The organism is Mesorhizobium sp. WSM4313, assembly GCF_002294725.1.
Classification (GTDB): domain Bacteria; phylum Pseudomonadota; class Alphaproteobacteria; order Rhizobiales; family Rhizobiaceae; genus Mesorhizobium.
Window position 1 is genome coordinate 368,414 of the sequence record NZ_NSFT01000004.1, and the last position, 19,133, is coordinate 387,546.

Annotated in this window: 24 protein-coding genes; 17 read left to right on the forward strand and 7 right to left on the reverse strand. The window is 64.1% G+C overall.

The genetic code is table 11. The features are described from left to right. Nucleotides 1-52: 52 nt before the first annotated feature. On the forward strand, nt 53-340 hold the full coding sequence (locus tag CK219_RS12360) for a type II toxin-antitoxin system RelE/ParE family toxin (protein WP_095767029.1): 288 nt from the start codon (nt 53-55) through the stop codon (nt 338-340). 2 nt (nt 341-342) lie between these two features. Further along, nucleotides 343-648 (forward strand): addiction module antidote protein, encoded by a 306-nt coding sequence (locus CK219_RS12365; RefSeq protein WP_095767030.1) that lies wholly within the window; start codon nt 343-345, stop codon nt 646-648. Here the strand turns inward: CK219_RS12365 and CK219_RS12370 are convergent. The 4 genes from CK219_RS12370 to CK219_RS12385 form a co-directional block, all read right to left on the reverse strand. Beyond that, on the reverse strand, nt 634-1,812 hold the full coding sequence (locus tag CK219_RS12370) for a hypothetical protein (RefSeq protein ID WP_095767031.1): 1,179 nt from the start codon (nt 1,810-1,812) through the stop codon (nt 634-636). The two genes, CK219_RS12365 and CK219_RS12370, sit on opposite strands and share 15 nt — an antisense overlap. A 92-nt stretch (nt 1,813-1,904) precedes the next feature. Next, nucleotides 1,905-2,981, reverse strand: coding sequence for a glycosyltransferase family 2 protein (locus tag CK219_RS12375; protein WP_095767189.1), 1,077 nt, complete (start codon nt 2,979-2,981; stop codon nt 1,905-1,907). Nucleotides 2,982-2,986: 5 nt separating this feature from the next. After that, nucleotides 2,987-3,904 (reverse strand): lysylphosphatidylglycerol synthase domain-containing protein, encoded by a 918-nt coding sequence (locus CK219_RS12380; RefSeq protein WP_095767190.1) that lies wholly within the window; start codon nt 3,902-3,904, stop codon nt 2,987-2,989. Between the two features lie 339 nt (nt 3,905-4,243). Next, on the reverse strand, nt 4,244-4,717 hold the full coding sequence (locus CK219_RS12385) for a carboxymuconolactone decarboxylase family protein (RefSeq protein ID WP_095767032.1): 474 nt from the start codon (nt 4,715-4,717) through the stop codon (nt 4,244-4,246). Between the two features lie 132 nt (nt 4,718-4,849). On the opposite strand from CK219_RS12385, the gene CK219_RS12390 reads away from it, so the two are divergent. The 3 genes from CK219_RS12390 to CK219_RS12400 are packed head-to-tail and all read left to right on the forward strand — an operon-like array spanning nt 4,850 to nt 7,035. Continuing rightward, on the forward strand, nt 4,850-5,470 hold the full coding sequence (locus CK219_RS12390) for a TetR/AcrR family transcriptional regulator (RefSeq protein WP_224605650.1): 621 nt from the start codon (nt 4,850-4,852) through the stop codon (nt 5,468-5,470). A 31-nt stretch (nt 5,471-5,501) separates the two neighbouring features. After that, nucleotides 5,502-6,128 carry a hypothetical protein gene (locus tag CK219_RS12395; RefSeq protein WP_095767034.1) on the forward strand — a complete coding sequence of 209 codons (627 nt, stop codon included), beginning with the start codon at nt 5,502-5,504 and terminating at the stop codon, nt 6,126-6,128. 58 nt (nt 6,129-6,186) lie between these two features. Then, the gene (locus tag CK219_RS12400; RefSeq protein ID WP_095767035.1) at nt 6,187-7,035 is read left to right on the forward strand and encodes a 23S rRNA (adenine(2030)-N(6))-methyltransferase RlmJ; all 849 of its coding nucleotides are present in this window, start codon (nt 6,187-6,189) and stop codon (nt 7,033-7,035) included. 14 nt (nt 7,036-7,049) lie between these two features. Here the strand turns inward: CK219_RS12400 and CK219_RS12405 are convergent, their stop codons facing one another. After that, complete coding sequence (locus CK219_RS12405) at nt 7,050-7,805, reverse strand: helix-turn-helix domain-containing protein (protein ID WP_095767191.1); 756 nt, start codon at nt 7,803-7,805, stop codon at nt 7,050-7,052. Nucleotides 7,806-7,987: 182 nt separating this feature from the next. Here CK219_RS12405 and CK219_RS12410 point away from each other — a divergent pair, with 182 nt between their 5' ends. The 3 genes from CK219_RS12410 (at nt 7,988) to CK219_RS12420 (ending at nt 9,424) form a co-directional block, all read left to right on the forward strand. Further along, nucleotides 7,988-8,410 (forward strand): VOC family protein, encoded by a 423-nt coding sequence (locus CK219_RS12410; protein WP_095767036.1) that lies wholly within the window; start codon nt 7,988-7,990, stop codon nt 8,408-8,410. Nucleotides 8,411-8,446: 36 nt separating this feature from the next. Then, nucleotides 8,447-8,761 (forward strand): DoxX family protein, encoded by a 315-nt coding sequence (locus CK219_RS12415; protein ID WP_245340463.1) that lies wholly within the window; start codon nt 8,447-8,449, stop codon nt 8,759-8,761. A 210-nt stretch (nt 8,762-8,971) separates the two neighbouring features. After that, complete coding sequence (locus tag CK219_RS12420; protein ID WP_095767037.1) at nt 8,972-9,424, forward strand: hypothetical protein; 453 nt, start codon at nt 8,972-8,974, stop codon at nt 9,422-9,424. 281 nt (nt 9,425-9,705) lie between these two features. On the opposite strand, the gene CK219_RS12425 is transcribed toward CK219_RS12420, so the two are convergent. Next, nucleotides 9,706-10,296 (reverse strand): TetR/AcrR family transcriptional regulator, encoded by a 591-nt coding sequence (locus CK219_RS12425; protein WP_095767038.1) that lies wholly within the window; start codon nt 10,294-10,296, stop codon nt 9,706-9,708. 104 nt (nt 10,297-10,400) lie between these two features. Between CK219_RS12425 and CK219_RS12430 the strand changes: the two genes are divergently transcribed. From CK219_RS12430 to CK219_RS12450, 5 genes are all read left to right on the forward strand, one after another. After that, nucleotides 10,401-10,931, forward strand: coding sequence for a DinB family protein (locus tag CK219_RS12430; protein ID WP_095767039.1), 531 nt, complete (start codon nt 10,401-10,403; stop codon nt 10,929-10,931). Nucleotides 10,932-11,342: 411 nt separating this feature from the next. Next, complete coding sequence (locus CK219_RS12435; protein ID WP_176477000.1) at nt 11,343-11,720, forward strand: hypothetical protein; 378 nt, start codon at nt 11,343-11,345, stop codon at nt 11,718-11,720. 272 nt (nt 11,721-11,992) lie between these two features. Next, nucleotides 11,993-12,589: a glutathione S-transferase gene (locus CK219_RS12440; protein WP_095767040.1), complete on the forward strand. Its 597-nt coding sequence runs from the start codon at nt 11,993-11,995 to the stop codon at nt 12,587-12,589. Between the two features lie 256 nt (nt 12,590-12,845). Then, complete coding sequence (locus tag CK219_RS12445; RefSeq protein ID WP_095767041.1) at nt 12,846-13,217, forward strand: TfoX/Sxy family protein; 372 nt, start codon at nt 12,846-12,848, stop codon at nt 13,215-13,217. A gap of 86 nt (nt 13,218-13,303) precedes the next feature. Next, nucleotides 13,304-13,717 (forward strand): GFA family protein, encoded by a 414-nt coding sequence (locus CK219_RS12450; protein ID WP_095767042.1) that lies wholly within the window; start codon nt 13,304-13,306, stop codon nt 13,715-13,717. A gap of 142 nt (nt 13,718-13,859) precedes the next feature. Here CK219_RS12450 and CK219_RS12455 read toward each other — a convergent pair whose 3' ends face one another. Then, a complete protein-coding gene (locus CK219_RS12455) occupies nt 13,860-14,513 on the reverse strand; it encodes an outer membrane protein (RefSeq protein ID WP_095767043.1) in 654 nt (217 codons plus the stop codon). 413 nt (nt 14,514-14,926) lie between these two features. Between CK219_RS12455 and CK219_RS12460 the strand changes: the two genes are divergently transcribed. The 4 genes from CK219_RS12460 (at nt 14,927) to moaD (ending at nt 19,132) form a co-directional block, all read left to right on the forward strand. Continuing rightward, a complete protein-coding gene (locus CK219_RS12460) occupies nt 14,927-15,691 on the forward strand; it encodes an SDR family oxidoreductase (RefSeq protein ID WP_095767044.1) in 765 nt (254 codons plus the stop codon). Continuing rightward, a complete protein-coding gene (uvrC, locus tag CK219_RS12465; protein WP_095767045.1) occupies nt 15,688-17,778 on the forward strand; it encodes an excinuclease ABC subunit UvrC in 2,091 nt (696 codons plus the stop codon). The genes CK219_RS12460 and uvrC overlap by 4 nt, the downstream gene beginning before the upstream one ends. A gap of 490 nt (nt 17,779-18,268) precedes the next feature. Further along, nucleotides 18,269-18,865, forward strand: coding sequence for a CDP-diacylglycerol--glycerol-3-phosphate 3-phosphatidyltransferase (gene pgsA, locus CK219_RS12470; protein WP_095767046.1), 597 nt, complete (start codon nt 18,269-18,271; stop codon nt 18,863-18,865). Nucleotides 18,866-18,874: 9 nt separating this feature from the next. Beyond that, on the forward strand, nt 18,875-19,132 hold the full coding sequence (gene moaD, locus CK219_RS12475) for a molybdopterin converting factor subunit 1 (RefSeq protein WP_095767047.1): 258 nt from the start codon (nt 18,875-18,877) through the stop codon (nt 19,130-19,132). Nucleotide 19,133 lies beyond the last annotated feature (1 nt).

Genomic DNA, 19,133 nt, shown 5'->3' on the forward strand with positions numbered 1-19,133 from the left:
ATTATAGTGCACATACCTTGATTTGAATGCATTCGTGAATTATAGTTCACGCATGATCGAGGTCCGGCAGACCGCCGATTTCACCAACTGGCTGGACGCGCTTCGCGACACCGCGGCTCGACAGCGCGTCGTCGCCCGCATCCGTCGGGTCGAGATCGGTAACATCGGTGATGTCAAATACTTCGATGGCATCGGCGAGCTTCGGATCGACCATGGCCCAGGCTACCGGCTCTACTTTGTGAAGATTGGAAACGCCGTGATCATACTGCTCTGTGGCGGCGACAAGTCCAGCCAAAGGCGCGACATCGCCAAGGCGAAACAGATGGCAAAGGAGATATGACTATGCCTCTCGAAACCACCCGCTTCGACATTCTCGACCACCTGAAAACTCCGGAGGATCGCTTGGCCTACATCGAAGCTGCCTTCGAGGATGGTGATCCCGCGCTCATTACGCACGCGCTTGGCGACGTAGCGCGCTCCATAGGCATGACGGCCGTGGCGAGAGAGGCTGGCGTTACGCGCGAGGCGCTTTACAAAGCACTGAGCGAGAAGGGCGACCCGCGCCTCAGCACTCTGCTGGGCGTCACTAGGGCGCTGGGTTTGCAACTTGAGGTCAAGCCTGTCGGCCCGGGCTCACTCGGGGCTTGAAGCGCTTCCAGCAGGCCCATTCCATTCGATATCCCGCGTCGAAGCCGACTGCAGGCTGACCCGCTCGCGCAATGCCACCCGTGCAATCTCCGCCAGGGCCGGCCATTGCGCCTTAACCGGCGCTGAATCTTCCGGCCAATCGAGCAACTCATCGCCCTCGCGCATCGCCTTTCGGAATCCGCCAAACCCTCCCGAACGCAGCGCCGCCGGCAATCCGTAAATCCACATCGCAAGCCGCACCGTTTGCGGGGCGGTGACGTCGGGCGCGACTTCCTGACCGTCGCCGAGCACGGCATCCACGAAGCGCGCGGGGTCGCGAAAGAAATGCAGGCCGCTCACCGCGCGCGGATTGCATTCGAGCGGCAGCACACGACCGCCCGGCTCCCGCATCAGGTCGAAGGAAATCTGCCCGGTCCACGTGGTGCCGGCCACGATCCGCTCGACCAGCTCGCGCGCGGCCTCGTCCCCGACCCGCTCGAAGAAGATGCCTGCTCCCTTTCCGGCACGATAGAGCGAGCGGTAGAGCGCGAGCGCCTTGAGCCTGCCCTGGCGCGCCACCGCATAGGCGCTGATCTCCTCGCCCTCGACAAAACGCTGCGCCACCCAGGGCATGGCGGCCGAGGGCGCGATCGCATCGAGCGCTTCGGGCGGCGGACGCAGCAGCACATGGCTGGCAAAGCGCGACCAGACCGGCTTGAACGCCAGCTCGCGAGAGCAGCCGCGCACGACCTCGATATCGCTACGCGAGCTGAGCAGCGTCGTTTCCGGCACCTCCAGCCCGAGCCGTTCGGCGAGCCGGATGAAGCTGTGCTTGTTGTGGACCTCCGCCAGCAGCTCGATATGGGGTGCGAACAGAAGCGCCGGCATGCTCCTGCCGCGCCAGGCAAGCGCAAGGTGAAAGACCTCCTCGCAGGTCGGGACGACGAGGCCGATGCCCTCGGCCCGGATCAGCTCCTCAACCGCATCGGCATAGGCCCGCGGCTCGAAGCGCGGCGGCGGCAATCGATGATAACGCGCGCAGGCTTTGCTCGCCGCCGCGATCGGCCGCGCCGGCGTGTCGGCCAGGATCACCCTATGGCCCGCGCCATGGAGAAGGCGCGCCAGATGCAGCGCAACCGGCGCCCGCGCCCCGGTAATCAGGATAGATCCGTCAGCCCCCGGCATCGCTCATTCGCGGTCGTTCCCGTCGCGAAAATCGTTGCGCGAAATCGGCCTGGTTGGCAACGCGGGCAGCGATCGATGCCGGAGCGGCAAGATCATTTCTTACGCGGCTTTGCCTTCTCGGTCGCCGGCTTGCTCGGCCAATGCCAGCCTTCGCCCTCGCCATGCGCGGCCTGCGGCCGCGCCACATAGGCGAGCGCGCCATTGGCCTCGAGATAGACGCGCGACAGCATCTCGGCGAGCACGCCTGAGGTCACCGCCTGCAGCCCGGCGATCACCAGGAAGAAGCCGGTGATGAGCATCGGCCGCGTGCCGATGTCCTGTCCCCAGAAAACCTTGATCGCGAAGAGATAGGCAAGGATCAGCGAGCCGAGCACGCCGAACACGATGCCGATGCCGCCGAAGAAATGGCCGGGCCGCGTGCGGTAGCGCAGGAAGAAGAACATGAAGACGAGATCCAGCACCACGCGGAAGGTGCGCGAGATGCCGTATTTCGACTGGCCGTGGATGCGGGCGTGATGCGTCACCACCTCCTCGGCGATGCGGCGCGGCGTCGTCACCGTCGCGAGCCAGGCCGGGATGAAACGATGCATCTCACCATAGAGCCGCACGCTGCGGATGACGCTGCCGCGGAACACTTTCAGGCTGCAGCCATAGTCCTTGAGCCGCACGCCGGTGACGCGGGCGATCAGCCTGTTGGCGATGCGCGAGGGCAGGCGGCGCATCCAGAAACCTTCCTTGCGGTCCTTGCGCCAGCCGGCGACGAGGTCGAGATCCTCGGTCAGCAGGCGGTAAACCATGCGCGGAATGTCGAACGGGTCGTTCTGCAGGTCGCCGTCGAGCGTCGCGATGACGTCGCCGCGCGCGGCGTCGAGGCCGGCTTGCATGGCGGCGGTCTGCTTGTAGTTGCGCACCAGTTCCACGCCATGCACATGCGGCCCGTATTGGGCCGCCAGCCGGCGGATCTCGGCGGGCGTGGCGTCGGTGCTGCCGTCGTCGACCAGCACCACTTCCCAGGGCTGGCTGTAATTTTCCATCGCCTGATGGATGCGGACCAGCAGCGGCTCGACATTGTCGGCTTCGTTGTACATTGGGACGACGATGGAGAGCTTGTGCTCGGGCATGATGGCGCCCTCGGGCAATCCGGAAGCCGGAATGGGAAGCACGTTCATGGCGGTCATTTCCTTGCCGGCCCCGCCGCCGGGGTTTCCGGCAGCGTCGATTTCGAGGGGAACAGCCAGGCGATCGCACCGGTTGCGACCGCCGAGCACAGGATGAAGAGATGCAGCGCGAGCGCGGCCTGCAGGCCGTCCTTCATGGCGATGCCGGAATAGAGCAGTGCGGCGGCCGCGCCCGCTTCATAGGTGCCGAAGCCGGCGACACCCTGCACCGGCAGGATGGCGGCCGCCTCCGCGCCGACCGCGCCGGGAAAGGCGGTCTGGAACGAGGTGTCAAGCAGCATGGCGAGCAGCCAGCCCTGCACGCCGAGCTTCAGCGCCCAGTTGGCCATCGTCCACCACCAGCCGTAGCGCGAGCGTCCCGTCGCTTCGGTGAAGATGTCGCGCAATTTGCCGAGCTTCGAGACGATCCTGCCGCCCGCCGTCCAGTTGTGCGGCGCGCGCGCCCAGCGCGGCAGGTACCATGCGGCGGCGATCAGTACTGTGATGCCGGCGGCCCTCAGCGCCGGATGCAGGCCCGGCCAAACCAGGCAGGCCAGCACGCCGACGACGAAGGCGTCCTGCAGTCTGAACCACAACAGCGAAGCGCTGGCGCGCACGATCGGCACGCCGAACACCTGGCGCAACAGGATCGGGAAGGCCGTCTCGCCGCCGCGGAACGGCACGATGTTGATCATCGCATTGTGGATCAGGATGACCCGAAGCACGGCGCCGAAGCGGCCGTTCACGTCGCCGCGGAATTCGTCGCAGACACGCAGCGCCCTGAGCACGTAGGTGACGAACAGCGCCGCCGCGACTGCCACGAAGGCGCCTGGTGTAATGGAGGCGAAGGCATCGCCGACCATCTTCCAGCGCTGGTCGCTGGCAAGCCATGCCAGCAGCGCCAGAGTGACGATTATCGATATCGCTCGCTTCAAACAGGTCTCCAACGGGCCGCCCGGTCGGGGCGGAAGCGCCATTCGAGGGCCTGCAAAGGGGGCGCTCTCGAATGTCGGCCCGACCGGCGCCGGTCCGATATCGGATCCGTGCCGGCTTTTTCAAGGCGCTGTTCCTATAGAGCAATTCCAGGAAAAGTGTGAGCGGTTTTCCGTCCGGAATTGCGTCAAAACAAAGAGATAGAGCGGTTCGCCGTTTCCGTGAAACGGTGAAACGCTCTGGAGCAGCGGCGCCGGCGAATCCATAAGCTTGGTTGGAGCCTCGATCGAGGCGGCGAAAAGTGGGCGGACGTCGCGCCCGCCCGATATGCCGATTAAGCCTTACTCTCCGCCCATCTCTTTCTTGAACTGATCGAAATCGACCTGCATGCCGTTGAAGATGGTGCTCCAATGGCGCGTCAGCGCCGCCATGATCACGGCCTCCTGGATCTCCTCGTCGGTGGCGCCGGCGTGCTTGGCGTTTTGGGTGTCCGACCAGATGCAGTAGCTGCAGGGGATCTGCGCCGCGACCGCCAGCGAGATCAGCGACTTCTCCTTCGGCGTCAGCGCCGTCTTGTCGCTGAGCTCGATGGCCTTGACCTCGGCCCAGGCGCCGGGCAGACCGGCCTTGGGGAATTGTTTGATGAAGCTCGGCACACCGCCCATGGTCGACTGGATGTCCTTCAGCGCCGCGTCATAGTCATCGGCGCGGGCCGGCGCGGAGGCGAGCAATGCGGCAGACACGCCCGCCGCGGCGATCAGCGAGGCGAAGCGAAGGCAGGAATGCGCGGTTGAGATGATGCGAATGACTGACATGATATTCTCCTCTGGTTTTTGTTAGCCTTACGATGTAAGGTGTGTGGAAGATGAACCTTACAGTGTAAGTTGTCAAGCGCCATGGATGCACCGAGCAGAAAAAAGCGACCCCGCGGAAAACTCTCCCGCGAGATGATCGAGGACGCCGCCTTCGAGGTGATCGAGCGGGAAGGGCTTTCCGGCTTTTCGATGCGCAAGCTCGCCGCCAGGCTCGGCTGCGAAGCGATGAGCATCTATCACCACTTCCCCTCGCAGGCGCATCTCTACGAGGCGCTGGTTGACCGCCAGATGAGCGGGCTTGTAATCCCCGACGATAGGCTGCCCTGGCGCGAGCGGGCCCGCATCGGCATGCAGGAATTCCGGCGCGTCGCCACCGAGCACCCGGCCTTTGCGCCGTTCATCGTCGTCTACCGAATGAACTCGCCGCCCTGCCTCGCCAAGCTCAACGCCATCATCGGCCTGTTCGAGGATGGCGGCTTCGGCCCCGAGCTCAGCGCCCGCTTGTTCCGCGCCGCCGGCTACTATCTGATGGGCGCGATCCTCGACGAGACGGCCGGCTATGCCAAGGGCCCTTCGGCGGTCACCACCGTCAGCGACGAGGAGCTGGCGCGCGACTATCCGAGCGTCGTGAAGGCCGGCGCCTATTTCGGCGCCGCCGGCTTCGACAAGACTTTCGAGCTTGGCCTGGAAATGTTTCTGGACGAGATGGAGCGGGTCCGCGAAGCTGCGCGAAACGAACCCGCCAAAAAATAGCAGCGATCTCGCTCAGAAACCAAGGCTCTGAATGCGCTTCCTGTGTGTCCTTCTCCTCATCGCCGGTGCCGCCATCGGCATCTTTTATCCCTGGGCGATGAGCAATTTTTCCGGCCACCCCATCGGCACGTATCGCGTCTATGAGGGCGGCCGCTTCCGGCCCGCCACCGTGCAACTTGCCGCAGGCGACGCTCCAGTAAGGGTGCTGGTCGACCTGACCGCGCGGGCCGAGCGCGTCGCGGGTCAGCAGCGAACGGTGCTGACGCTGACCGCAGCGCATGGCGGCCGTACGGTGCTGGCCTCGGCGCTCTCCTTCAACCACACGGACAATCCGCGCCAGGCCAGCCCGCAACTGCCCGACAAGATCTTTCGCGACGAGGCGGGCGTCATCGATAAGGTCGTGCCCGGTCCTTACCTCTTCACCGTCGGACCCGGCGATGCCGACGGCATCGCCATGCGCGCGGTCGATCTCATCCTGCGCGCGGACACCGGCTCGATCGACGAACGCGCGCGGCCGGCCGGCTATACGCTGATGGGCGTCGGCCTTGCCGGACTGGCGGTTTCGCTGGTCTTCGGGCGCCGCGGCGGCGGCCCGCAAAATCCCAATTCGCAACCGCCACCGCCGCGCTGGGGCCGCAACGGTTCGCCACGAGCATGATGGCTAAAAGTGTGAAGCGGTTCTCGCTCGGCCTCATGCTCTCTGAAGGTAAGCGCGCATGAACTATCGCCACGCCTACCACGCCGGCAATTTCGCCGATGTCGTCAAGCATGCCGTGCTCGCGCGCCTCGTCGAATATCTCAAGCAGAAGGACAAGGCTTTTCGCGTCATCGACACCCATGCCGGGATCGGCCGCTACAATCTTGCCTCGGTCGAGGCCGGCAAGACCGGCGAATGGCAGACCGGCATCGGCCGGCTGGTAGAGTCCGCGCTCGAGCCGCAAGCGGCGGCGCTGCTTCAGCCCTATCTGGAAGCGGTACGCGCGCGAAATCCCGACGGCGGCCTCAAGTATTATCCCGGCTCGCCACTGATCGTGCGCCATCTCCTGCGCAACCAGGACCGGCTGACGGCGATCGAGCTGCATCCCGAGGATGCCGCGCGGCTGAAATCGGTCTTCGCCGGCGATTTCCAGACAAGGGTCATCGAGCTCGACGGCTGGCTGGCGCTTGGCGCGCAACTGCCGCCGAAGGAAAAGCGCGGCCTCGTCCTCATCGATCCGCCCTTCGAGGAGGAGGGCGAGTTCTCCAGGCTCGTCGAAGGCCTGCAGAAGGCGCATCGGCGCTGGCCGGGCGGCATCTACGCGCTCTGGTACCCGATCAAGGACCGCAAGGCGGTCACCGCTTTCCGCACGGCGTTGACGGAGACCGGCATTCCGAAGCTGCTCGACATCGCCTTCGAGATCCGGCCCGCCTCGAACGAGCCCAGCCTCGACGGCAGCGGGCTGGTGGTGGTCAATCCGCCCTATACGCTGGAGAGCGAATTGCGGCTGATGCTGCCGGTGCTGCATAAAGCGCTCGCCCTCCGGCAACCGTCGCGCTGGTCGCTCGATTGGCTGGCGGGCGAGTAAGGCGACCGCATCGCCTAAGCCAGCGCCGTAGGCGTCACGCCGGTCAGCCGCCGGCTTTCGCGGATCAGATGCGCCTGGTCGGCGTAGCCGGCCTCGATGGCGAGCAGCGCGGTCGAGGCGTCGCCTTGCTGTCGTTGCAAGCGCCGGTACCGATGGAAGCGCAGGATGCGGTCGAGCGTCTTGGGGCCATAACCGAAGGCGTCCTCGAAGCGGCGTCGCAGCGTCCGTTCGCTCATATGCAGCTGGCGCTGCAGGAAGGGAACCAGCGGCGTTTCCGGCGGCAAACCTTTGTGAATGACGTCGAAGGCCCGGCCCATCTGCGGGTCGAGCGCATCGCGGCCTTCGGTGCGTATGCCGACCGTCTCTTCCAACTGCCGCAGCATGGCCGGCAGATCGCTCGCAGCCTTGATGCGATCCGACAGTTCGCGGGCACGCGTACCCCATAATTTCTGGAGATCGAGCCGCCCGCCGACGATTTCGCTGGCCGGCACGCCCAGCCAACCGGCGGCGGCGCCGGGCCGGAAGCGGAAGCCGACGATCACCGCGCCCGCGGCAGGCCGCTCGATCTGCGGCTCCTTGTCGGGGCCGGCCACGCGGAAGCGGCCGTCGATCCATTGCAGGTCGATCGTCGCATCCGGCGTGATGACGATGGGCGGAACGGCGCGGTCGTCCATGCGGTGGACCCAGACCGCGCAGAAGGCAGCGGCAAGGCCACCAGCGACGGGCCGCTCGCGAAAGAAGCCGGTGGTCTGCGCCAGGACCGGTTCCATTCTCTCTCCGATCTGCTCCAGCGGGAGTTGCCGGATCGTGTGACGGTCATTTTGGCCGAAATCTTCAAGGCCGGCCACGTCATCCATGGCAAAACGGACGCAACTTCACCGCGCTTCACGCGCTCGCATCAGACCGCATCCGTTTGCGGCTGTGGTCACGAATATAGAAAGGAGTGAGAGAAATGAAAGCTCGCATCACCGTATTGACGCTCGGCGTCGACGATCTGGAAGCGTCGCTCAAATTCTATCGCGACGGCCTTGGGCTGCCGACGGAAGGCATCATCGGCCGGGAATTCGAGCATGGCGCCGTCGCTTTCTTCGAACTCGCCGGCGGCTTGAAGTTCGCCATCTTCGAACGGTCCAGCATCGCCCATGACGCGACGGTGCCGCAGAGCGGCCGCAGCCCGACCGAGCTCACCATTGGCCATAATGTCGGCAGCGAGGCCGAGGTCGATGCCGTGATGGCCGAGGCCGTCAAGGCCGGCGCACGCGTGGTCAAGCCGGCGCAAAAGACTTTCTGGGGCGGCTATGCCGGCTATTTCCAGGATCCCGACGATCATCTGTGGGAGGTCGTCTACAACCCGGCCTTCATTCCGCTGGATTGAGCAAAGCGAAGCGCGTCGTCGAGAGAGGGGGCCGCCATGCCCGTTCAATCCATTCAAGCGCTTGGCGCTCTCCTCATCGGCGGCGTGTTCGTCTTCGCTGGCATCGAGCATTTCCTGAAATTCGGAGCGATGCGCGACTATCTGGCCGCCCAGAAATTTCCGGCCCCGGCCTTGATGCTGGCCGTCGGTTCGACGGTCGAGGTCGCTGCCGGTTTCCTGCTTGCCGTTGGCATAACTCGGCCCTTTGCCGCCGGTGCGCTCGCCACCTTCACGCTGGCGACGAACGTCATGCTGCTACGCTTCTGGGCCGTGGAGGAGCCGGAGAGGCAGGTGCTGCGCAACGCGTCCTGATCAACATCGCCGTTATCGGCGGGCTGCTGCTTGCCGGAGGGCTTTAGTTTGGATGGGTTTCAGGTCAGGCCGGCTGACCTGAATCTCCATGCAACCCAATTAGCCGGTGAAGTCTGGAATGAAGTTTTACGGAAACCATTGTTTTCGCAACCGCTTGACCGCCGCCAAGTGCTCCCGCACAGTGTGCGGAACCGACCTTGAGAGGCTGTCATGACTCGCTTCGCCCATTCCGCCCTTGCCGCGCTGATTTCGCTATGCACCCCGTTGGCCACATCGCTGGGCTTCAGCCAGGCAGCGCATGCCGCCGACCTATCCATCTACACCGAGGATGACGGCAGCGTCTGTGGCGAGGCCTGGGTGCTGAACAAGATCACCGACCGCTTCTCTTATCAGGTGCATCACGTGCCGCATCTGCCGGACGTCGCGATCACTGATTTCCGCAACATCCGCCAGCATCGTTATGAGCCGGCGAGCGATGAATGGCCGATCGGCCGCCACTATTGCCGCGCCACCGTCAACCTGACGGACGGCCGCGACCGTTCGATCTTCTACCTGATCGAGGAAGGCCAGGGCTTTGCCTCGATCGGCGACAATGTCGAATTCTGCGTCTCCGGCTTCGACCGGTGGCTGGTGTATAACGGCCGCTGCCGCGTGCTGCGATAATATTTTGCGGGCTGGTAGACATTGAGGTCGGCGCTCTACGGCGCCCCCCTCTGGCCTGCAGGCCTCTCCCCCACAAGAGGGGAGATTAGCGGCTTCGGCGTCCAGCTGCATTCTGCAGCCTTGGTGATTGGCGAAAGCCGGCGCGCCATCTGATTTCCCCCCTTGTGGGGAGATGGGGCGCTGTCCCGCCGACCTGTCGGAAGTTGGCTTCTGGTTTTCAGAGGTCGCCGCCGGAGCCATGCAAGCAGCTCCCGCTCACAGCCAGCTCCGCTGCCGCTCACTCAGGCTGCCTTGTGGCCCGATACGTAAGCCTCGATCAGCTCGACCAGTTGCTTCTGCAATTCCGGCGCGTCGAGCATGTTGCGCCGTGCCGCGTTGTGAATCACGCCCTCGATCGCCGAGGAGAGCACGCGCGCCATCGTCTCGGTATCCTTGCGGCGCTTGCGATACTGCGCGACGGCAGCCGCATAATGTTCGAGATAGCGCGCCTGGAACGAGGCATGCGCGGCGCGTGAGCCGCGGTCGCCGGGCGCCTCGTCCAGCAGCACCTGGTGCAGCGTCGGATGGATCGAGTGCGCGCCGATCATGCCGCGCACCAGCTCGCGCGCGAATTGCCTGAGCGGCTTCTCGTCGGCCGCCGCTTCGCGAATCACCGACAGCACATGATCGAAGTGGCGGCGCCGGATCGCTTCGACCAGGGCGAGCTTGTCGGGGAAATATTGATAGAGCGAGCCGATGCTGACGCCCGCGGCCTCTGCCACCTTGTTGGTGGAAAAGCCTGCCCAGCCGAGCTCGCTCAAAACGTGAGCACCGGCTTCGATGATCGCCTCGACGGTGGCGATCGAACGCGCCTGGCGCGGCTGCTTGCGCATGCGTGCGGCCGGCTTTGCAACGCGAGTAGACATGCTGGCCCGTCTCCCGAGAATATAGACAGGATACTCACATTCAATTCACCAACGCAAATGGGGCGGCAAAGATGAGTGCCAAGACCTTGCTGAAGGGCATGCTCGCCTACCAGGCGCGGGCGAACGACGAGCTGGTGGAGAAGCTTGCCGGGATGGATCCGTCTCGCGACGCCGGGGAACGCCACGCCGCGATCCGCCTGATGAACCATATCCATGTCGTGGCGCGGATTTTTGCCGCGCATCTGAAGGGCGTCGCCCATGGCTATGCGAGCGACAATACGCCGGACACGCCCGAGCCGCGCGCGTTGCGCGCCGCCTTGGCCGAGATCGACGGCTGGTATCTCGACTATCTCGAAGCCGTTTCGGAGCAAAGGCTTGCCGATCCTGTCGCTTTCACCTTCACTGACGGCGACAGGGGCTGCATGACGAGGCAGGAGATGCTGATCCATATCGTATTGCACGGCAGCTACCATCGCGGCGAAATCGGCCGCATGCTGGCCGCCATCGCGCTCTCGCCGCCCTGGGACACCTACGCCGTCCATCTGCACCAGGCCGAGCCGGCGCGCCGCCTGCGGCACGGACGCCACCCGGCGGGCGTTTGAATGCGGCGCGTGAATATGAGCTTTAAGCTCACTTTAAAGCGCTCAAGCTTTGGTCGTCGCATCTGGCCGGTTCGTCTGTAGATGTTTCTGCTGGACAAGATGAAGTCGACGTTCGACGGCCTCTTGTCTATTATGAGCACTCTGCTCACATTGTGATGCAAGGTTATGCCGCTGGTCGATGGAGGATCGGGCGATAGAAGCCGCGCGAAAATCTGTGCGCCAGGCCGTCACTTCGAAAGTGACAGATTCGCTCACAATTTTTCCATGAGATGCATCTTAAAGCGTTTCGTGTAACCAAAATTCAATAACTGAAAATCATTGTGTTGCTTCGCTGGCTAGACAGTCGCGAGTCAGATATGCATAGACACGCCGGGTCACTCACGACCATTGGCAAAACGCAAGGGGCATCGCATGGCAAAGACGACAACCAAGGCGCCGGCGGCGAAAGCGCCGGCAAAGAAGCCGGCAGCTAAGGCTGCCGCGAAACCTGCAGCAGTGAAGAAGGCAGCCGCACCGAAGGCAGCCGCCAAGGCCCCGGCCAAGGCAGCAGCGAAGCCGGCAGCGAAGGCTGCGGCTAAGCCCGCCGCCAAGAAGCCGGCAGCGAAGGCCGCGGCGAAGCCCGCCGCCAAGGCAGCGGCAAAGCCGGCGGCCAAGCCCGCCGCCAAGAAGCCGGCAGCGAAGGCTGCGGCCAAGCCCGCCGCCAAGGCTCCGATGAAGGCCGCCGCCGCCAAGGCACCGGCAGCCGTGAAGAAGGCAGCTCCGGCCAAGAAGCCGGCCGCCAAGAAGTAATCGCGTAGCTTCGCTCGCGAACCGCAACAGGTGAGGGCGGGTGCCACTCAGGCACCCCTCTCGCCAATTCGGTGTCACGGCGAGCGGAGTCGGAGCGCACGCTCCTCCTAAAGCTCTCGGTAATTTTGCTGCCAGGCAAAACTTCCGGGAGCTTTTTTGTTGCCGCGCCCGGGCGTCAAAAATGCATTGGCCAAGCTGGATCGGCCTTGCTGGGCCGTTGCCCTGGAGACCCATTCGGTCGACAGTGCCGCAGACAAACTGGAAAGCCGATCATGCCGAAGCTGCTTTACGCGCCCACGTCTCCTTATAGTTCGAAGGTCCGCATGGCGGCCCTCCATGCCGGGATCGCCATCGATCTCGTGCCGGTCAAGACGGAGGACAAGCCGGCCGAGCTGATCTCGGCCAATCCGCTCGGCAAGATCCCGGTGCTGGTGCTGGAGGACGGCCGGTCGGTCCATGACAGCCGCGCCATCACGCAACATCTCAACCGGCTGTCGAAGAATGCGCTGTTCCCTCGCAATCCCGACAAGCGGCTCGAAGCGGAAGTTCTCGAGGCGCTTGCCGACGGCATCTGCGACTGCGCGCTGTCGATGGTCTATGAACGACGCACGCGTCCGGAAACGATGGTCTACCAGCCCTGGCTCGATCGCCAGTGGGCGAAGGTCACCGCCGCGCTCGACCTCATCAACGCCAACCCGCCGAAGCTGCCGAAGAAGATCACCGCCGGCCATATGGCGCTGCGCGCCTGCCTCGGCTATCTGGCGCTGCGCTTTCCCGGCCAATGGGAGAAGGGCCGCAGCCGGCTCGTGCGCTGGGCCGCGAGGTTTGATGAGAAGTTTCCGGAGCTGAAGGGCAGCGTGCCGGGGTGACGGCGGCGCCTCCTTCTCCCCTTGTGGGAGAAGGTGGATCGGCGCGCAGCGCCGAGACGGATGAGGGGTGTTGGACGGAGTGGGACTCTGGCGAACCCGGTGCCGTCCATCGCTGATGAATGCGTCAAGCTGGAGCACCCCTCATCCGTCCGAGCTTCGCTCGGCCACCTTCTCCCACAAGGGGAGAAGGGGAAGACCGCCTTGAATCCCATTCTCTTCCATGCTTGCCTGACACCGCCCAAGTCGGAGTGGTGACATGGCAAAGCCCTCAACCGGCCTCGCGCCTGACCCCATGGTCGAGCGCCTGCGCGCGGCGCTCGGCCGGCGCGCCTTCACCGAGCAGAAAATGTTCGGCGGCACCTGCTTCATGATCGACGGCAACATGCTGATTGGCACGTCGAAGCGCGGCTTGCTAGTGCGTATCGGCAAGGCCGCGCATGCGGCCGCAGTCGCACGGCCCCATGCAAGCCCGATGGAAATGGGCGGGCGCTCGATGGAAGGGTATGTCCATGTCGCGCCGGAAGGCACAGCCACGGAGGCGGATCTCCGTGGCTGGCTCGGCCTTGCGCTGGCATTCGTCGAAACTTTGCCGCCGAAACCCGCCAAGGTCGCAAAGAAACGCGCGTAAGCCGCTCGTCGCATCGGCCTTGCGGACCGCGATGGGTCAGTGTTGTTGAGCTGGCCTCGAGGAACGAACGGCCAGGGGAGGAAGCAATGGCACTCAATGGGCATTGCATGTGCGGTGCTGTGGCCTGGACCTATTCAGGCGAGATCACGCGCAACTTGGTCTGTCACTGTACCGATTGTCAGCGGGCGACATCCGCCCCCTTCACGGCCTTTCTGGGAATGAGGCCGGACAAGCTGAGCTGGAGTGGCGACATCAGGCACTATGAAAGCAGCCCGAATACTTTTCGCGGTTTCTGCCCGTCCTGCGGCGCGAGGCTCTACTTCCGCTCCGACCGATGGCCTGCCGAGATCCATGTCCACGCCGCCACGCTGGACGACCCGGGCGAGTACCGTGCGGATGCGCAAGTCATGATGCGCTCAAGAGCAAAATGGCTCGACCGGCTGCAGTCGATTCCAGTCCATGAGGATTTCCAGCAGGCGCCGTCGACGCCGACTCCCTGAAGTCAGGGCGATACGGCTCGCGTGCAGTTTGTTGCCTGCTCGTACAAGGTTCTCGAAACCGGCAAGGGCAGAAGGACAGGATTACAAACACAAAAAAAGCCGGGCTCAAGGCCCGGCTTTTTCGTGTCGTGGCTTCTACGACTTAGAACTTCATACCGACGCCGAAGGTGACGCGGTTGTCCTTCGACTTGACATTGCCGAGGGCGCCGAAGTCCTTGTCGCCGTAGTCGGTGTAGCGGTACTCGACGCGGCCGAACACGTTGTCCGTGATCTTGATGTCGGTGCCGACACCGGCCGTCCAGCCGAGCATTGCCTTGCTCTCGTCAGTGGCGGTGACGCTATCCGTGATCTTCTGGTTCTTGGCGGCGAGACCGCCGGTGCCATAAAGCAGGATTTCCGGGGTCACGGCATAGCCGAGGCGAGCGCGCAGCGAGCCTTCGAGGCCGCCCTTGGCGTTGATGCCAGCGCTGTCGCCCTTGACGCCGTTGTAGCCGAGATCGGCTTCAGCGCCGTAGACGAAGTTATCCTGCTGCCAGTTGTAGCCGCCGAACACGCCGCCGATGAAGCCCTTGGTCTTCACATTGACGCCGGCGTCACGAGCATCGGCATGGCCGCTGAAGCCGTAGCCGAGGCTGATACCGGCATAGGGGCCAGCCCAGGAAGCGACCGGAAGCTCGGCAACCGGGGCGGGAGCCGGCGGCTCTTCGGAAACGACGTCGGCCGCAAAGGCGGTGCCAGCAAAGGCGAACAGCCCGAGCGCAGCGGCAAGCGGCGCGAATTTGAGATTGGTCTTCATTGTTATACTCTCCTTAAGCCACAAGACACTTAGGCTTTTTTGTTCATGAAACGCCCCGGCCCGTCCGGGGGGATAAACGGGCTTGGCGCTCAACGGTTCCGAATGTCGTGCTGAAATGCGGCTGAAGCGAACCTGAACTTGGGTCATTCCCCGGCGCGAATAAGGCCGAAAGTTGACGTTGCATCTTCGCAACAGCGAATGTCAGCAGGCTAGTCATGTTGCGCTGCACACCGCTTGGTTCAAGGGGTCCGGCGACATATATTGCCGGGAACGGCGCCCCGAATCCGATGGGGCGGAGGCGCGTCCGGGCCGCTTCGCCACATTCCTGCCCCAGGTGGAAATGGCATTTAACGCTTGGCCCGTCACATTGTGCCGGCTTCCCGGAATCGTGAAGCCGATTGAGGATTGACACCATGAGACAAGCCACGACCGTCGCGCTGGTGACGGGTGGAGCAAGGCGGATCGGCAAGGCGATCGTCGAGGATCTGGCCGCCAATGGCTTTGCGGTCGCCATCCACGCCAATCGCTCCGGCGACGAGGCCGAGGCGCTGGCGAAGAAGATCGTGACCGGTGGCGGCCGCGCCGCCGTTGTCGCCGCCGATCTCACCGACATGGATGCCGTGGGTGATCTTGTCGGTCGCGCGCAGGCGGCGCTCGGACCCGTCACGCTGCTGGTCAACAACGCTTCGTTGTTCGTCGACGATCGCGTCGAGGATTTCGACTGGCAGGCCTGGGACCGCCACTTCGCCATCCATGTGAAGGCGCCGGCGCTTTTGGCGCAGAACCTTGCTCGCGCGCTGCCGCAAGACGGGGAGGGGCTGATCGTCAACATCATCGACCAGCGCGTCTGGCGGCCGACGCCGCGTTATTTCTCCTACGCGCTGTCGAAATCGGCTCTGTGGACGCAAACGCAAATGCTTGCACAGGCGCTCGGACCGCGCATCCGCGTCAACGCCATAGGCCCCGGCCCGACACTGAAGAACAAGCGCCAGGATGACGATGATTTCGAGAGCCAGATCGAGGGCCTGATCCTGAAGCGCGGCCCGCAATTGCCCGAATTCGGCGCCACGATCCGCTATCTGTGGCAGGCACGCTCGGTGACCGGCCAGATGATCGCGCTCGATGGCGGCCAGCATCTTGCGTGGCATACGCCCGATGTGACAGGCATGGTGGAATGAGTCCCGTAGCCCAAAGAGACAAACGAAACGGCGCCGCCGACGATCTGCCGCCCGATATCGACCCCGAGATGGACGTTGAGGACGAGGCGACGGAGGAGATCGTCGAGGCCGAGCCTTTGCCGTCCGGCCCCGAGGTCGCCTTCACGGCCATCGACTGGACGCCGCATGCCGGCGACGCCGACGGCATGGTCGGCGCAGAGGTGATCCAGACCCTGGTCAAGCGGCTGCCCAACCAGCCCGGCGTCTATCGCATGATGAACGCCGCCGGCGACGTTCTCTATGTCGGCAAGGCGCGCAGCCTGAAGAAGCGCGTCACCAATTACGCGCAGGGGCGCTTCCACACCGCCCGCATCGGCCGCATGGTGCGTGAGACAGCGACGATGGAATTCGTCGTGACCCGCACCGAGATCGAGGCCCTGCTGCTCGAGGCCAACCTCATCAAGCGGCTGCGGCCCCGTTTCAACGTGCTGATGCGGGACGACAAGTCCTTCCCCTATATCCTCTTGACCGGCGACCATGTCTCGCCCGGCATCTACAAGCATCGCGGCGCGCGCTCGCGAAAAGGCGACTATTTCGGCCCCTTCGCTTCCGCCGGCGCCGTCGGGCGCACCATCAATTCGCTGCAGCGCGCCTTCCTGCTTCGAAGCTGCACCAACTCTTTCTACGAGAACCGCACAAGGCCGTGCCTGCTCTATCAGATCAAGCGCTGCGCCGGGCCTTGCACCGGCGAGATCTCGCATCAGGGCTATGCCGAGCTGGTCGCCGAGGCCAAGGACTTCCTCTCCGGCCGCAGCCAGAAGGTAAAGACCGAAATCTCGGCCGCCATGCAGCAGGCCTCCGAAGAGCTCGATTTCGAGCGCGCCGCCATCTACCGCGACCGTCTTGCGGCGCTCTCGCATGTCCAGGCACATCAGGGCATCAACCCGCAGACGGTCGAGGAGGCCGACGTCTTCGCCATCCACCAGGAGGGCGGCCAGACCTGTATCCAGGTATTCTTCTTCCGCACCGGTCAGAACTGGGGCAACCGCGCCTATTTCCCCAAGGCCGATCCGGCGCTGGAGCCGGCGGAGGTGCTGGGCTCGTTCCTGGCGCAATTCTATGACGACAAGCTGCCGGCGCGCACGCTGCTGCTTTCCCAGGCCGCGCAGGAACAGGAACTGCTCGCCGAGGCGCTCTCCACACATGCCGGCCGCAAGATTACGATTTCGGTGCCGCAGCGCGGCGAGAAGAAGGAACTGACAGACCACGCGCTGCAGAACGCGCGCGAGGCGCTTGGTCGCAGGTTGGCCGAGACCTCGACGCAGGCGCGGCTGCTCGCCGGCTTCGCCGAGACCTTCGGCCTGGCAAAGCCGCCGGTGCGCATCGAGGTCTACGACAACTCGCACATCATGGGTACCAACGCGGTCGGCGCCATGGTCGTCGCCGGACCGGAAGGTTTCGTCAAGAACCAGTACCGGAAATTCAACATCCGCTCCACCGAGATGACGCCGGGCGACGATTTCGGCATGATGCGCGAAGTGATGCAGCGGCGCTTTTCGCGGCTGCTCAAGGAGCATGGCGACGTCCAGTCCGGCTCGGCCGTCGAGGACGAAGCCGGCGAGGAGGATCTGGTCGCCGGCAATGGCGGCTTCCCGGCCTGGCCGGATGTCATCCTGATCGACGGCGGCCAGGGCCAGATGACGGCCGTGCGCCAGATTCTTGCCGATCTCGGCGTCGAGGACAGGGTGGTGGCAATCGGTATCGCCAAGGGCCCGGACCGCGACGCCGGCCGCGAGCGCTTCTTCGTCAAGGGCAGGGACTCTTTCATGCTGCCGGTGCGCGATCCGGTGCTCTATTTCGTCCAACGCCTGCGCGACGAGGTGCACCGTTTCGCCATCGGCTCCCACCGCGCCCGCCGCAAGAAGGAGATGGTCAAAAGCCCGCTCGACGAGATCGCCGGCATCGGCCCCGGCCGCAAGCGTGCGCTGCTCCACGCCTTCGGCACCGCCAAGGCAGTCAGCCGCGCCGCGGTCGAGGACCTTGTCAAGGTCGACGGCATTTCGGAGCACGTGGCGAAGCTGGTCTACAATCACTTCCACGAGAGCTGAGGGCTGGTCACGCGCGCGGAAGGTTGACCAAGGCGTCGGTGTGGTGAGGGATGTTGCACCTTGGCGATTAGCTCAAACGCCCACCACGTCGTCATTCCAGGGCGGAGCAAGGAGCGCAGCGACGCGGCGCAGACCCTGGAATCCATTCCGTTACCTCTACGCGTTGCAGCGGTTCAGAAAACCTCCGTTCTGCTCCATTGCAGTCCGCGCGAGGTCACGGAATGGATCCTCGGGTCTGCGCGTCCGCTTCGCTCCCGCTCCGCCCGTGGATGACGAAGTTGCTTAGGCTTCGCCAATCCCAACGTTGCAAGAATAGTATACATCGAAGTTGCCAATCTCTGCCCTCTGACGTGGAATGCCCAGACCAGAGCGGGGTGCTTCACGCCGACCTTCGCGCCATTTTTCCCTGGTCAATCGAATCTCGGCTGTTGACCCCCTACATTGGCTTCTGATTTGAGTACGTCTGGCGGTGGAGATTTCCCGAGACGACATGGCACAGCGCGCGTTCAACCTGCCGAACATCCTTACCTATGCCCGCATCATCGCGGTGCCGCTGGTCGTGCTGTGCTTTTTTCTTGAAGGCCACCTGAAGTCGTCCGACTTCGCCCGCTGGTCGGCGCTGGTCATTTTCCTGCTTGCCTCGATCACCGATTACTTTGACGGCTATTTCGCGCGCGCCTGGCAGCAGACTTCCAACATCGGCAAGATGCTCGACCCGATCGCCGATAAATTGCTGGTCGCCACCTGCCTGCTCCTGCTTGCCGCCGACACCGACCGCCATGGCGGCATCGCCGGCTGGTCGCTATGGGCGGCAATCATCATCCTGTGCCGCGAGATCCTGGTTTCGGGCCTGCGCGAATATCTGGCCGCCTTGAAGGTGTCGGTGCCGGTGACCCAGCTCGCCAAATGGAAGACCACCATACAAATGGTCGCCATCGCCTTCCTGCTGGTCGGCCCGGCCGGCGACAAGATCTTTCCGCTGACCACGCAGATCGGCCTCGTGCTGCTGTGGGTCGCGGCACTTGTCACGCTCTACACCGGCTACGACTATTTCCGCGCCGGCCTCAAGCACATCATGGACGAGTAGGAAGCGCGGATGTCAACGAAACTCATCTATTTCGCCTGGGTGCGCGAGCGGATCGGCAAGCCGGAAGAGGACGTCGACTTGCCTGCCGGCATCGAGACGGTCGCCGATCTGCTGCGCTGGCTGAAGTCGCGCGGCGAGGAGTATGAGAACGCGCTGCAATACCCTGACGTCATCCGCGTCGCCATCAACCAGGAGCATGTCGGCCATCGCGAGAAGATCGAAGGCGCGCGCGAGATCGCCCTGTTCCCGCCGATGACCGGGGGCTGAC